The sequence below is a fragment of the Pseudomonas sp. NPDC087814 genome, assembly GCF_044742865.1.
GTDB lineage: Bacteria > Pseudomonadota > Gammaproteobacteria > Pseudomonadales > Pseudomonadaceae > Aquipseudomonas.
This window is the reverse complement of the sequence record NZ_JBIUVK010000007.1, coordinates 136,354-148,856: the sequence shown is the minus strand read 5'-3', so window position 1 is coordinate 148,856 and position 12,503 is coordinate 136,354. Positions and strand designations below refer to the sequence as shown.

Annotated in this window: 12 protein-coding genes; 7 read left to right on the top strand and 5 right to left on the bottom strand. The window is 62.6% G+C overall.

What is annotated here, in order from left to right; genetic code table 11:
- The first annotated feature begins 338 nt into the window (after positions 1–338).
- A complete protein-coding gene (locus ACIOMR_RS08750; RefSeq protein WP_177068074.1) occupies positions 339–1,523 on the top strand; it encodes an MFS transporter in 1,185 nt (394 codons plus the stop codon).
- Here the strand turns inward: ACIOMR_RS08750 and ACIOMR_RS08745 are convergent.
- Positions 1,517–2,554 (bottom strand): dienelactone hydrolase, encoded by a 1,038-nt coding sequence (locus ACIOMR_RS08745; protein ID WP_008436172.1) that lies wholly within the window; start codon positions 2,552–2,554, stop codon positions 1,517–1,519. The genes ACIOMR_RS08750 and ACIOMR_RS08745 overlap by 7 nt on opposite strands.
- Before the next feature lie 227 nt (positions 2,555–2,781).
- Complete coding sequence (locus ACIOMR_RS08740; protein WP_087692678.1) at positions 2,782–3,393, bottom strand: FMN-dependent NADH-azoreductase; 612 nt, start codon at positions 3,391–3,393, stop codon at positions 2,782–2,784.
- A gap of 125 nt (positions 3,394–3,518) precedes the next feature.
- Here ACIOMR_RS08740 and ACIOMR_RS08735 point away from each other — a divergent pair, with 125 nt between their 5' ends.
- Together ACIOMR_RS08735 and ACIOMR_RS08730 are read left to right on the top strand one after the other, a co-directional pair.
- Positions 3,519–4,427 carry a LysR substrate-binding domain-containing protein gene (locus ACIOMR_RS08735; RefSeq protein WP_003215364.1) on the top strand — a complete coding sequence of 303 codons (909 nt, stop codon included), beginning with the start codon at positions 3,519–3,521 and terminating at the stop codon, positions 4,425–4,427.
- Entirely contained in the window at positions 4,424–4,786 is a 363-nt protein-coding gene (locus tag ACIOMR_RS08730) for an MmcQ/YjbR family DNA-binding protein (RefSeq protein WP_032899493.1), read from the top strand. The genes ACIOMR_RS08735 and ACIOMR_RS08730 overlap by 4 nt, the downstream gene beginning before the upstream one ends.
- Here ACIOMR_RS08730 and ACIOMR_RS08725 read toward each other — a convergent pair.
- Both ACIOMR_RS08725 and ACIOMR_RS08720 read right to left on the bottom strand, forming a co-directional pair.
- Positions 4,769–5,152, bottom strand: a complete 384-nt coding sequence (locus ACIOMR_RS08725) for a DUF1294 domain-containing protein (protein WP_003215359.1) — start codon at positions 5,150–5,152, stop codon at positions 4,769–4,771. The genes ACIOMR_RS08730 and ACIOMR_RS08725 overlap by 18 nt on opposite strands.
- On the bottom strand, positions 5,149–5,979 hold the full coding sequence (locus ACIOMR_RS08720; RefSeq protein ID WP_003215357.1) for an undecaprenyl-diphosphate phosphatase: 831 nt from the start codon (positions 5,977–5,979) through the stop codon (positions 5,149–5,151). Before ACIOMR_RS08720 ends, ACIOMR_RS08725 begins: the two co-directional genes overlap by 4 nt.
- A gap of 229 nt (positions 5,980–6,208) precedes the next feature.
- On the opposite strand from ACIOMR_RS08720, the gene ACIOMR_RS08715 reads away from it, so the two are divergent.
- The 4 genes from ACIOMR_RS08715 to ACIOMR_RS08700 all read left to right on the top strand — a co-directional run bounded on the left by ACIOMR_RS08715 (position 6,209) and on the right by ACIOMR_RS08700 (position 10,775).
- Positions 6,209–7,843 (top strand): methyl-accepting chemotaxis protein, encoded by a 1,635-nt coding sequence (locus ACIOMR_RS08715; protein WP_087692679.1) that lies wholly within the window; start codon positions 6,209–6,211, stop codon positions 7,841–7,843.
- 191 nt (positions 7,844–8,034) lie between these two features.
- Positions 8,035–8,598, top strand: coding sequence for a nicotinamide riboside transporter PnuC (pnuC, locus tag ACIOMR_RS08710; RefSeq protein WP_401193496.1), 564 nt, complete (start codon positions 8,035–8,037; stop codon positions 8,596–8,598).
- Positions 8,595–9,116, top strand: a complete 522-nt coding sequence (locus ACIOMR_RS08705) for an AAA family ATPase (protein WP_401193547.1) — start codon at positions 8,595–8,597, stop codon at positions 9,114–9,116. The genes pnuC and ACIOMR_RS08705 overlap by 4 nt, the downstream gene beginning before the upstream one ends.
- Positions 9,117–9,257: 141 nt before the next feature.
- Positions 9,258–10,775: an FAD-dependent oxidoreductase gene (locus ACIOMR_RS08700; RefSeq protein ID WP_177009414.1), complete on the top strand. Its 1,518-nt coding sequence runs from the start codon at positions 9,258–9,260 to the stop codon at positions 10,773–10,775.
- Here the strand turns inward: ACIOMR_RS08700 and ggt are convergent.
- The gene (gene ggt, locus ACIOMR_RS08695; RefSeq protein WP_003215346.1) at positions 10,772–12,496 is read right to left on the bottom strand and encodes a gamma-glutamyltransferase; all 1,725 of its coding nucleotides are present in this window, start codon (positions 12,494–12,496) and stop codon (positions 10,772–10,774) included. The genes ACIOMR_RS08700 and ggt overlap by 4 nt on opposite strands.
- Positions 12,497–12,503: the final 7 nt, after the last annotated feature.

Genomic DNA, 12,503 nt, shown 5'->3' with positions numbered 1-12,503 from the left:
GTAGTTTGAAATGCGAAAGCCCCGTCCAGTGTGATGGGGCTTTTTTTTGGGATATGGCTCTGCTTTTCTGTGGGAGCCGTCGAGCTTTAGCGAGGCCGCGATAGCGGTGTGCCAGGCAACATCTTTATTGACCATGCCGCCGCCTTCGCAGCCTCGCTAAAGCTCGACAGCTCCCACACTTTACCGCGTCCGCTTTAGTCGTCCCGGGCCAGGGAGGCCCCATGGATCCAAAGCCGGATAGGCACGGGCCGCAATATCATCAAATATAGTTAGCCTGCTTCCTTTTACCCCAAGCCCTTGCCATGATGCCCTCACCGCCCGCCCGCGAACGAGTCCCCATGCCTGCCACACAGCCCGCCGCCCCCAGCTCCTTGTCGATCACCCTGCAGATCGTCTCCATCGTTTTCTACACGTTTATCGCGTTTATCTGTATCGGCCTGCCGATTGCCGTCATCCCCGGCTATGTCCACGGTGAGCTGGGTTTCAGCGCGGTGGTCGCCGGGATAACCATCGGCTCGCAATACCTGGCCACGCTGCTCAGCCGCCCCATGGCGGGGCGCATGTCGGACAACGTGGGCACCAAGCGCGCTATCGTGCTGGGCCTGAGCGGGATTCTGCTGAGCGGGGTGCTGACGTTCATCGCCACGCTGGTGCAAAGCTTGCCGTTGCTGAGCCTCGGCATATTGATTGTCGGCCGGCTGTTACTCGGCGTCGCGCAGGGCCTGATCGGCGTCGGCACCATCAGTTGGTGCATGGGCGCGGTCGGTGCCGAACATACGGCACGATCGATCTCGTGGAACGGCATCGCCTCCTACGGTGCGATTGCCATTGGTGCACCGCTTGGAGTGGTGATGGTTGCCGACTACGGCTACACCAGCCTCGGAATCGCCCTCACGGTGCTTTCCGCCCTGGGGCTGTTGCTGATCCGCAATAAACCTTCAGTGCCCGTAGTACGCGGCGAGCGGCTGCCATTCTGGGCCGTATTCGGACGCATTGCGCCGTTTGGCGCCAGCCTGTGCCTGGCGTCGATTGGCTACGGCACCCTCACCACCTTTATCACCCTCTACTACCTGAGCCGTGGCTGGACCGGCGCCGCCTGGTGCCTGACGGTATTTGGCGTGTGTTTCATCCTGTCACGGCTGGTGTTTATCTCTGCCATCAACCGCTTCGGCGGCTTCACCGCGGCGATTGCCTGCATGACCATCGAAACCCTGGGCCTGACGCTGCTGTGGCTGGCACCGTCCACCGGCGTGGCCTTGATCGGCGCCGGGCTGACCGGCTTTGGTTTGTCGCTGGTGTACCCGGCGCTGGGCGTGGAGGCGATCAAGCAGGTGCCCAACAGCAGCCGGGGCGCCGGGTTGAGTGCATATGCGGTGTTTTTTGACCTGGCGCTGGCCATTGCCGGGCCGGTGATGGGTGCGGTGGCGCTGAACCTGGGCTACTCGTGGATCTTCTTCTGCGCCGCCCTGCTCTCGGTCACCGGCCTGGGCCTGACGTTGCTGCTCAAGCGCCGCGCTTACTGATCAGCCGTCTGCAAGCCCGCCCGGGTGGATTGCCCGAGGGTGTGATTAAAGAACCGCCCGGCCTCGGAAATCAGGTCGCGGTGGATGCTTTCACGGTCAACCCCGTCAGCATCGGTGCACATGGCGGGCATCGCGGCCAGTTGGCTCTCGTCGCAAGGCGCCATGAACACAAAGTGCCCTGCCCCGGCCAGCAGCTTGAAGTCCGGCGGCTCCGGCAGTTTGCGCGCCAGGGCCTCGGCGTTCTTGTCCACGGCCACCAGCTTGTCGCCGTCGCCGCTGTAGAGCAGCACCGGTACATGCACGTCCGCCAGGGTGTGGCGGCCAAACATCAGGCTCAACGGCGCCATCAACATCAAGGCATGGATACGCGGGTCGGCCTGCGGTTGCAGGTCGTCGCGGTCGACGATCAACTCGCCCTTGGTGGTGCAGGCGTCGCGATCTTCCGGGCGCTGCTGGCAGTAGCGGCGCAGGCGGTCGAGGTCCGGCTTGGCGCCGGCGAGGATCAGCGCGGTTTCGCCACCGGCCGAATAACCGATGACGCCTACCTGGTCGACGTTGACGAATGGCGACAGCATCGGGTCGCCGAGGGTGGCGGTGATCGCTTCGGAAATCTGGATCGGGCGCCCGTACAGGTTGCTCAAGGTGCCCAGCCGGCTGTGATCCTTGTAGTTGTCGCCAGGGTGCAGCACCGCCACCACCACAAACCCCTTGCGCGCCAGGGAGGTGGCGAGGTCGTGCAGGGCCAGGGGCGTGCCGGTATTGCCGTGGGACAGCATCAGCATTGGAAAGCGGCCGATGGCGATTTTCGAGTCTTCAGTGGCGGCGATGTGATAAGCGCCCACCTGGGTGGTGTGTTCCAGGCCGGTGGACGGGTAGAACGCGACGGCTTTCATCGGCTGCAGATCCAGCGGGTCGAGAAAAGTCATGCGGTGGAAGCCCACACTCCAATGGGGGTGCGGCGCGGGCGCGGCTTGCACTGAAATCAGGCCGCCGAGCAGGGAGAGAACCAAGACTGCACAAAGACGCATCATGGGGATGTCCACCTTTGTTGCGTAAGCCCGCGTAGCTGTTGAAGTATCCATGGTTCAGGCGCTCGGACTGGCAGGGTTTACCCATGCGTGCATAACCTGGGCCAAAGTAGTGACAGCGGGTAAACGAAAAAACTCCGTACTCCGATCGCTTTTCAGGCGAGCAGAATACAGAGTTTAGGCGCCTCGAATCAGATTGATATCGAGGAACAGCAAAATTTACACAAGTCTTACGCTGCGGCAAACAATTGTTCGTTGATCACTGCGTTGGCGTCGCTGATCGCCTTGCTGCGCACTTCATCGCCATAGCCCAGGCCGTGAGCGCGGACGATTTCGATGTCGGTGATGCCGAGGAAGCCCAGCAGTACTTTCAGGTAGTCTTCGTGAGCCACACCGGTAGGCTGGCCAACGTGCAGGCCGCCGGAGGTCGACACGATGATGACTTTCTTGCCACCGGCCAGGCCTTCAGGACCGTTTTCGGTGTAGCGGAATGTCTGGCCGGCGACGGCGATACGGTCGATCCAGGCCTTGAGTTGGGTCGGGATGGTGAAGTTGTACATCGGCGCAGCCAGGACGATGGCGTCGGCCGCGAGGAATTCGGCGAGGGTGTTGGCGCTCAGCTCGGCTTCATGTTTCTGTACGGCATCACGCAGCTCGGCAGCGGTGCCCAGTGCACCCAGGGTCACGCCGGAAAAGTGGTTGATGCCTTCGCTGGCCAGGTCACGGTAGGTCACTTCAACGTCTGGCTCGGCCGCCTGCCAGGTCTTGACGACACCTGCGCTCAACTGACGGGAAACCGAGTTGTCGCCGAGGATGCTGGAATCGATATGCAACAGTTTCATGGTTAATCTCCAAGTAAGCATCGCCAAGGGCGACGGAATGGAAATAAGCCTACAGATGAAACCAATCAGCGATTAGTCAGGCAATGTGCGATTATTCGTCCCACTGACAGGACAATAGGCCCACCATGCAAGATCTGAATGACCTCTACTACTTCGCCAAGGTGGTGGAAGCCGGCGGTTTCGCCGCTGCCGGGCGACTGCTGGGGATTCCCAAGTCGCGGCTGTCGCGGCGCATTGCCGAGCTGGAAGAACGCCTCGGCGCCCGCTTGCTGCAACGTACCACCCGCCAACTGACCCTCACCGCCGTGGGTGAACGCTACCTGCGCCACTGCCAGGCAATGCTGCTGGAGGCGGAAATGGCCGATGAGGCAGTGGCCAGCATGTCCAGCGAACCCCGCGGTCGGCTGCGGGTCAGCAGCCCCGTGGGCCTGGCTCACCAATTCCTGCAGACCGTGGTGGCGGAGTTTCTCACCGCCAACCCGCTGGTGCAGTTGGAGATGAACCTGGTCAACCGCCGCGTCGACCTGGTGGCCGAAGGCATTGATGTGGCCTTGCGCGTGCGCGAGCTTGGGGATGAAGACCCGCTCCTGGTGACCAAACGCCTGCGCCAGGCCCAGACCGCGATTGTCGCCAGCCCCGACTTTGTGCGTGAGCGGCAGATCGACACCCTGGAAGACCTCAAGCAACTGCCGGTGCTGGGCGCCCTGGAAGCAGACCGCATGGTGCACTTCCGCATGCTCAGCCCGGAAGGCAGCAGCCACGACCTGGTGATGGAAGCACGGCTGGGGATCGATGATTTCCTGGTACGCAAGGCCTGCGCCCTCGCCGGCCTGGGGTTTACCGTGCTGCCGATGATGTATTGCGAGGAGGAATTGGCCAACGGCCAATTGGTGCAGCTCTTGCCGCAATGGTCATTGCCGGGTGGCTGGTTGCAGGCGGTGTACCCACATCGGCGCGGCGTGTTGCCGGCCGTGCGGGCCTGGATCGACCACCTGGATAACGCCTTCAAAGGTTGCGGAGACCGTTTGCTATGAGAATGACCGAAGAACAAGTCGCCACGTTTTGCCTGGGCTTGCCCGGCGCGCGGGAAGATTACAAATGGGGCGGCGTACGGGTGTTTTCGATTGCCGGCAACAAGATGTTTGCCTTGCAGAACCTGCGGGGCGACTCGCTGGCCTTCAAGGTCGACAAGGAGCTGTTCCTGGGCCATGTGGATCGCCCCGGCATCCACCCGGCGCCGTACCTGGCGCGGGCGCAGTGGATCATCATGGAAACGCCCTACCCGCTGGGCGCCGAGGAACTGCGTGGCCTGTTGCAGCGTTCCCACCAGTTGGTGGTGAGCAAGCTGCCCAAGCGCACGCAGGTCGGCTTGTTGCTAGAAGATCGAGAGTAGCGTGCCACCCAGGAACAGCTGATCAATCCAGAACACCTGGTGCAGCAACACGATCAGCCAGAACACCACCTGATAAGACACCTTGCGCGTCTTGTGGCGGAACACCTGCTGGGCAATCAACGCCCCCGGCCAACCGCCTGCCAGCTCCACCGCGTGCAGGACGTTTTCCGGGGTGCGCCAGCTGTCTTCGCGAGCCTTGCGCTTGTCGCTCCAGTACAGCAGGAACGCCACCACGCTGACCACGCCATAGGCCACCAGCGGGATCAGCGAAACCCCGCGGTACCCCAGCAGCGCCGCACCAAACAGCGGCGCGGCGCACAACAGTGCAAACACCAACGCCTTGAAGCGCGGATGCTGGATGATCATGGCTTGACGGCCGACCAGTCGATCCAGCCGAACTGCCAGGTGGCCAGGATCACCAGGCCGAAGGCGATCCGGTACCAGGCGAACGCCGCGTAGCTGTGGCTGGCGATGAACTTGAGCAGCGCCTTGACCGCGATCATCGCGAAGATGAACGAGGTGACAAAGCCGATGGCAAACACCGGCAGGTCATCCGGCTGGAACAGGTGACGGTATTTGTAGCCCGAATACACCGCTGCGCCGACCATGGTCGGCATCGCCAGGAAGAACGAGAACTCGGTGGCGGTCTTGCGTGACAGGCCGAACAACAGGCCGCCAATGATGGTAGCGCCCGAGCGCGAGGTGCCCGGGATCATCGCCAGGCACTGGGCAAAGCCGACTTTGATCGCGTCCTTCCAGGTGATGTCGTCGACGGTTTCGGCGTGCACTTCATGCTGGCGGCGCTCGGCCCACAACATGATGACGCCGCCCACCACCAACGCCGCCGCAACGGTGATCGGGTTGAACAGGTAGTGTTTGATCAGGTCGGCGAAAATCACCCCCAGCACCACCGCCGGCAATACGGCAATGATCAGGTTGACGGTGAAACGCTGGGCATTGCGCTGGGTCGGCAAGCCAATGACCACGTCGAGGATCTTGCGTCGAAACTCCCACACCACCGCCAGGATCGCGCCCAGCTGAATGATGATATTGAACGCTTCAAAGCGTTCGCCACCGAAGTTGATCAAGTCGGCCACGATAATCTGGTGCCCGGTACTGGAGATCGGCAAAAACTCCGTCAGCCCCTCTACAACGCCGAGTATCAGTGCCTGTACGGCGGTCCAAAGATCCATCGATTCCCCCAAAGGTCATGCCCACGGCATGCCTCGTTGATATTTTTTAGACGTTCACTAACGAAGAGTGCGCTGCAAGCACAGCGCAAATAATCAAGGCCGAACTGCGAAAATTCCGTGAAAAATCAGGCAGGACTCAGGTTTTTTGATTCTGGGCCGAAAGCCTATCAGACAAGCCGGAAATGTCGATGCAGCACCCAAAATTATAAGAACACGGAGTGACAGGACCATGAACAGTTTGCGCAATATGTCTATCAGCCGGCGCCTCTGGCTGATCCTGATCGTCGCCGTGCTGATGCTGCTAACCCTCGGCCTGCTTATGCTCAAGCAGATTCATGGCGACCTGTACCAGGCCAAGAGTGAGCAGACCCAGCGCGTGGTGCAAACCGCCAGCGGGATCCTGACTTATTATCACAGCCTCGAAACCAGCGGCGTCCTGAGCCGTGAAGCGGCGCAGAAGCAAGCCTTGAGCGCGGTACGTGGCCTGCGTTACGGAAAGGACGACTACTTCTGGATCAACGACCTCACCCCCGTGATGATCATGCACGCGGCCAACCCCAAGCTCGACGGCCAGAACCTGTCGGCCATCCGTGATCCGGACGGCTTTGCGGTGTTCAACGAGTTCGTGATCCTGGCCAAGGCCAAGGGCGCGGGGATGGTGAATTACCGCTGGCCCAAGCCCGGCGCCGATGCGCCGGTGGCCAAGACCTCCTATATCCAGCTGTTCGAACCCTGGGGCTGGATCATCGGTTCCGGCGTGTATGTCGATGACGTGCAAGGCGAGTTCCGCGGCCAGGTGTGGAAAGCCTCGGTGGTTGGCCTGGTGATCGCGCTGATCATGGCCCTGCTGGTGGTGCTGATCGCCCGCAGCATCGTGCGCCCGTTGCAGCAGGCAGTGAATGCGATGGCCAATATCGCCAGTGGCGAAAGCGACCTGACCCGCACCCTCGACACCCATGGCCAGGATGAAGTCACTCAATTGTCGCGGCACTTCAACAGCTTTACCGCCAAGCTGCGGCAGGTGGTGGGCCAGTTGCAGACCTGCGCCAACGCCTTGGGCCATTCGTCCACCGAGCTGGGCAGCAACGCCAGCGATGCCCATGACCGCAGCCAACAGCAATCGCAGCAGATGGAACTGGTGGCGACGGCGATCAATGAAGTCACCTATGGCGTACAGGACGTGGCCAAAAATGCCGAGCATGCCGCCAGCGAAATGCGCGATGCCCAGGTGCAGGCCGAACAGGGCCAGCTCAATATCGATGGCAGCCTGCAACGGATCGACCAGCTCTCCGGCACCATCAGCCAGGCCGTGGAGGTGATCCGGACGCTGTCGACTGAAAGCACGCAGATTGGCGGCGTGCTGGAAGTGATCCGCTCGATTGCCGACCAGACCAACTTGCTGGCCCTCAACGCCGCCATCGAAGCGGCCCGCGCCGGGGAGCAAGGCCGTGGTTTTGCGGTGGTGGCCGACGAAGTACGGCTGCTGGCCCAGCGCACGCAAAAATCCACGGCAGAGATCCAGGCGATGATCGAGCGCCTGCAAGGCCATTCGGAGGCAGCGGTCAAGGTCATCAGCGACAGCCACCAGGCCTCGCAACTGACTATCGAACAAGCAGGCCAGGCGGGCGCGAGCCTGACTGCCATCGGCCAGGCGCTGCGTAATCTCAACGGGCTGAACGCCTCGATTGCCAGCGCCACGTTGCAGCAGGCGCATGTGGTGGAAGACATCAACCAGAACGTCACCCAGGCAGCCGGCTTGTCCCACAGCACGGCACTGGCGGCGCAGCAGTCAAGCGTCGCGAGTGCGCACTTGAAAGGCCTGAGCGAACAACTCGACAGCCTTCTGCGCCAGTTCAAGGTCTGACGCCGATGATCGTTCCCACGCTCTGCGTGGGAACGCATCCTGTGACGCTCTGCGTCACCGTTGCGCAGAGCCGGGACGCGGAGCGTCCGGAACTGCATTCCCACGCAGAGCGTGGGAACGATCTATCGTCGCACCGCCGCTCCCACATTGGTTACAATCAGCGCCCTCTTCGACTCCCCCAAGGAACCGCCATGTCCGGGCTTGAACTGTTTGCCGCCGCCCTGGGGGTGATCGCTGTCTGGTTGACGGTTAAACAGAACCCGTGGTGCTGGCCCATCGGCCTGGTGATGGTGCTGCTGTACACCTGGATCTTCTTCGATGTGAAGCTCTACTCCGACATGCTCCTGCAAGTGATCTACGCCGCCCTGCAACTCTACGGCTGGTGGCAGTGGACCCGCGCCGGTGAGGTCAAGCAAGGCCGGCAAGTCACCAGCCTGGGCCTGCAACCGATCCTGCAAGGCCTGGCTGTGGGTGCTGTGGGCAGCCTGTTGCTGGGCGCAGCCATGGCCCACTGGACCGACGCCGCCCAACCCTGGCTGGACGCGACCCTGACCGGCTTCAGCCTGGTGGCGCAGATGTGGATGGCGCAAAAACGCGTGCAGTGCTGGCCGTTGTGGATCACCGTGGATGTGATCTTCGTCGGGCTGTTCCTCTACAAAGGCCTGTACCTCACCGCCGCGCTCTACGCCTTGTTCACCGTGATCGCGGTGCAGGGCTGGCGTGAATGGCGCGCCGACCCGGCGTTGCACGCATGAAGGTGGTGGTACTGGCCGGCCCGGAATCCAGCGGTAAAAGCTGGCTGGCCGCCCAGTTGCAGGCACATTTTGACGGGGTGATGGTGGGCGAATACGTGCGTCATTTCATCGACCACCACCAGCGCGATACCACCCTGGCGGATATCCCGGAGATCGCCCGGGGCCAGTTGGCCTGGGAAGATGCCGCCCGCGCCGCGCAGCCGGCGTTGCTGATCCTCGACACCAACCTGCTGACCAACAAGCTGTGGAGCCAGACCCTGTTTGGCGACTACCCGGCGTGGCTCGACAGCGAACTGCTCGCCCGCCACTACGACCTGCACCTGCTGCTGTCTCCGGAAGACGTGGAGTGGACCGCCGATGGCCAGCGCTGCCAGCCGGAGTTTGCCGATCGCCTGGCGTTTTTCCAGGCCAGTCGTGACTGGCTGGAGCAACATCATCTACCGCTACGGGTCATCCGTGGGGATTGGCAAGCACGCCAGGACCAGGCCTTTTCAGCTGTGGAACAACTGCTGGATTGACCGGCGGGGACGATTTTCATGCACCGCTCGTTACGCATGGCCCACTTTCAACGTTCTGGCGCGCAGGGCTGAAGACCGGTTATCGGGTCAACGCAGTCCTCTACCCGGGGCACCGGTCAATCCTTAAAAGGAGATTGGCCTATGAACATGCGCATCGTTGCCCGCTTGATCAACTTGCCCGAAGACCGTGGCGTTCGTGTTGAAACCGCCGCCCATCACATCCTGCTGGTGCGTTCGGGTAGCGAGGTCCGTGCCTATCAGGCGGATTGCCCCCACGCCGGGGCGCCCCTGGAGCAAGGCGTGGTCTGTGACGGGAGGATCATTTGCCCGTGGCACAAGGCGGCCTTCCGGGTGGATGACGGCCAGGTCTGCGAGCCGCCCGCGCTGTTGCAGCTCAAGCAGTACCCGGTGGAGATTCACGACGGCGTGGTCAGTGTGGGCGACGAGGCACTGCCCTCGCCCGCTGCCCCGCACACCAACGATTCGCGCTGCTTTATCGTGATTGGCGCCGGTGCAGCCGGTTCGGCGGCCGTGGCCACGCTGCGCCGCAAGGGTTTCAGCGGCCGGTTGTTGTGGATCGACCAGGAACAGGACCCCGCCTACGACCGCACCGCCCTGAGCAAATTCGTCATCTGCGGCGAGATGCCGCCGCAGGAAACACCGCCCTTGCTGGACGAGGCCACCTGCCACGCGTCGCGGATCCACGGCGAAGTGCGCCATCTCGACCCTCAAGCCAAGCGCCTCGAGCTTGCGGACGGTCGCCATTTCGACTACGACGCCGCACTGCTGGCCACCGGCGGCGAAGCCAGGCCGCTGGATGTTCCGGGCACCGTACTCAACAACGTGTTCGTGTTGCGCTCCCGGGACGATGCGGCGCGTATCGTCAAGGCGGCTCAACCGGGCACATGTGCAGTGATCATCGGCGACAGTTTTATCGGCCTGGAAGCCGCGTCCGCCTTACGCAAGCGCGGGTTGACGGTGCAGGTGGTGGGCCGTCACGAGATTCCGCTGGCGGCCCAACTGGGCAAGCGCATCGGTGCCTCACTGCGCCAATTGCATGAAGCCAACGGCGTGATATTCCACACCGCCAGCGAGCCTGCACGCCTGGAAGGCCACATGGACGTGACGACGGTGGTGCTGAAAAACGGCCACAGATTGGCCGCAGACCTGGTACTGATAGGCGTCGGCGTCACGCCTGCCACGGGGTTTGTCGAGGGGCTGGAAAAAGCCGAGGACCAGTCGCTCAAAACCGATGCCGGTTTGTCCGTCGCGCCCGGACTATGGGCGGCGGGCGATATGGTGACCTTTCCATGGAACGGCCAACCCGTGCGCATCGAACACTGGCGTGTGGCGCAGCAACTCGGGGTGCTGGCGGCGCGCAATATGCTGGGCGCACAACAGGTGTTTGCCGATGTGCCGTTCTTCTGGACGTATCACTTCGGCAAGACCTTTGAACTGCTGGGCCACCCCCGCCACTGGAATCAGCTCCACGTGGAAGGCGACCTGCAGCGCCACGACTTCATCGCCCTGCTCTGCCAGGGCGACGAAGTGGAAGCGGTAGTTGCCTGTGAACATCAGCGGGCCATGGCGCTGCTCTCGCAACGCCTGAAGCACCCGCTGAAGAAGGCCGAGGTGCTGGAGCTGATCCGCGGGCTTTAGTAGCCCAGGGACAACCCGGTATTGCGCCGAGGGTCGTTGGCCCCATAGAAACGGTTATTGCCGACCGGCTTGCCGTCCAGGGACGGCGCGCCTACCAGGATCGCCGCCAGGTGGTTGGCGTCCTGCGGGCCGGCAAACTTGTGGCCCCAGCCTTCGAGGATTTTCTGGGTGTCGGGGCTCAGGGCAAAGCGTTCGATATTGGTCGCCTCAGGCAGCCATTGCTGGTGGAAACGCGGGGCGTCCACGGCTTCCTGGATGTTCATCTTGTAATCGATCACGTTGAGAATGGTCAGCAAGGTGGCCGTGATGATACGGCTGCCACCCGGCGTACCCACCACCATCACCGCCTTGCCATCCTTGGTGACGATGGTCGGGCTCATGGACGACAGCGGCGTCTTGCCCGGAGCAATGGCGTTGGCTTCGCCCTGCACCAGGCCGTACATGTTCGGCACGCCGATCTTGGAGGTGAAGTCGTCCATTTCGTCGTTGAGGATCACCCCGGTCTTGCTCGCCATCACGCCCGCGCCGAACCAGTCGTTGAGGGTGTAGGTCACCGAGACCGCGTTGCCCCACTTGTCGACGATGGAGTAGTGGGTGGTGTTATTGCCTTCGTGGGGCGAAACGCCCGGCTTGATGTCCTGGGAGATCCCGGCTTTCTGCGGGTCGATGGCAGCGCGCAGTTTGGCGGCGTAATCCTTGTCCAGCAGGTGCTCGACCGGGTTCTGCACGAAGTCCGGGTCGCCGAGGTAGCTGTTGCGGTCGACGTATGCGTGGCGCATGGCTTCGATCTGGTAGTGCAGGCCCTGGGCCGAGTGATAGCCGAGGTCGGCCATCGGGTAGCCTTCGAGGATGTTCATGATTTCGCAAATGACCACCCCGCCCGAGCTCGGTGGTGGCGCGGACACCACGTGGTAGCCACGGTAGTCACACTCGATGGGCGCCAGTTCGCGGGTCTTGTATTTGTCCAGGTCGGCTTGGGTGATGATGCCTTTGCCCGATTGGCTGGAATCCACAATCGCCTTGGCTACCCAGCCTTTGTAGAAGCCATCGGTGCCCTTGGCGGAGATTTCCCGCAGGGTTTTCGCCAGGTCTTTCTGCACCAGCTTCTGGCCCACCAGCATCGGCTCGCCGCCGTGCAGGAAGATGCCGCGCAGGTCTTTGTCTTTCTTGAATTCGTCAGTAGCGGTGTGCAGCAGGTCGACATCGCCCTGCTCCAGGGCAAAGCCGTCTTCGGCCAGCTTGATCGCCGGGGCGATGACCTGGGCGCGCTTGAGGGTGCCGTATTTGCTCAGCGCCAGTTCCATGCCCGACACAGTGCCGGGAACGCCGACCGCCAGGTGGCCCTTGGAGCTGAGGTCCGGGACCACGTTGCCGTCCTTGTCCAGGTACATGTCGGCGGTCGCGGCCAGCGGAGCTTTTTCGCGGAAATCGAGGAAGGTCTTGCGGCCGTCGGCCAGTTGCACGGTCATGAACCCACCGCCGCCCAGGTTGCCGGCCGCCGGGTACACCACGGCCAGGGCGTAGCCCACCGCCACCGCCGCATCAACGGCGTTGCCGCCGGCCTTGAGCACGTCCACGCCCACATGGGTCGCCAGATGCTGGGCGGTGACCACCATGCCATTTTCGCCAGCCACCGGGGCCTGGGAGGCCGCCTGCACGCCGCTGACAGTCAGCACCAGCGCGGTGGCAATCAAAGTTCGGGTAAACGGTTGGTATTTCATCCCTGCA

Bases quoted from the DNA above. Each gene is read 5' to 3' on its own strand.
- ACIOMR_RS08745 (WP_008436172.1), bottom strand. From the start codon at position 2,554: ATGATGCGTCTTTGTGCAGTCTTGGTTCTCTCCCTGCTCGGCGGCCTG.
- ACIOMR_RS08720 (WP_003215357.1), bottom strand. From the start codon at position 5,979: ATGGATCTTTGGACCGCCGTACAGGCACTGATACTCGGCGTTGTAGAG.
- ACIOMR_RS08740 (WP_087692678.1), bottom strand. From the start codon at position 3,393: ATGAAACTGTTGCATATCGATTCCAGCATCCTCGGCGACAACTCGGTT.
- ACIOMR_RS08750 (WP_177068074.1), top strand. From the start codon at position 339: ATGCCTGCCACACAGCCCGCCGCCCCCAGCTCCTTGTCGATCACCCTG.
- ACIOMR_RS08725 (WP_003215359.1), bottom strand. From the start codon at position 5,152: ATGATCATCCAGCATCCGCGCTTCAAGGCGTTGGTGTTTGCACTGTTG.
- ACIOMR_RS08730 (WP_032899493.1), top strand. From the start codon at position 4,424: ATGAGAATGACCGAAGAACAAGTCGCCACGTTTTGCCTGGGCTTGCCC.
- ACIOMR_RS08705 (WP_401193547.1), top strand. From the start codon at position 8,595: ATGAAGGTGGTGGTACTGGCCGGCCCGGAATCCAGCGGTAAAAGCTGG.
- pnuC (WP_401193496.1), top strand. From the start codon at position 8,035: ATGTCCGGGCTTGAACTGTTTGCCGCCGCCCTGGGGGTGATCGCTGTC.
- ggt (WP_003215346.1), bottom strand. From the start codon at position 12,496: ATGAAATACCAACCGTTTACCCGAACTTTGATTGCCACCGCGCTGGTG.
- ACIOMR_RS08735 (WP_003215364.1), top strand. From the start codon at position 3,519: ATGCAAGATCTGAATGACCTCTACTACTTCGCCAAGGTGGTGGAAGCC.
- ACIOMR_RS08715 (WP_087692679.1), top strand. From the start codon at position 6,209: ATGAACAGTTTGCGCAATATGTCTATCAGCCGGCGCCTCTGGCTGATC.
- ACIOMR_RS08700 (WP_177009414.1), top strand. From the start codon at position 9,258: ATGAACATGCGCATCGTTGCCCGCTTGATCAACTTGCCCGAAGACCGT.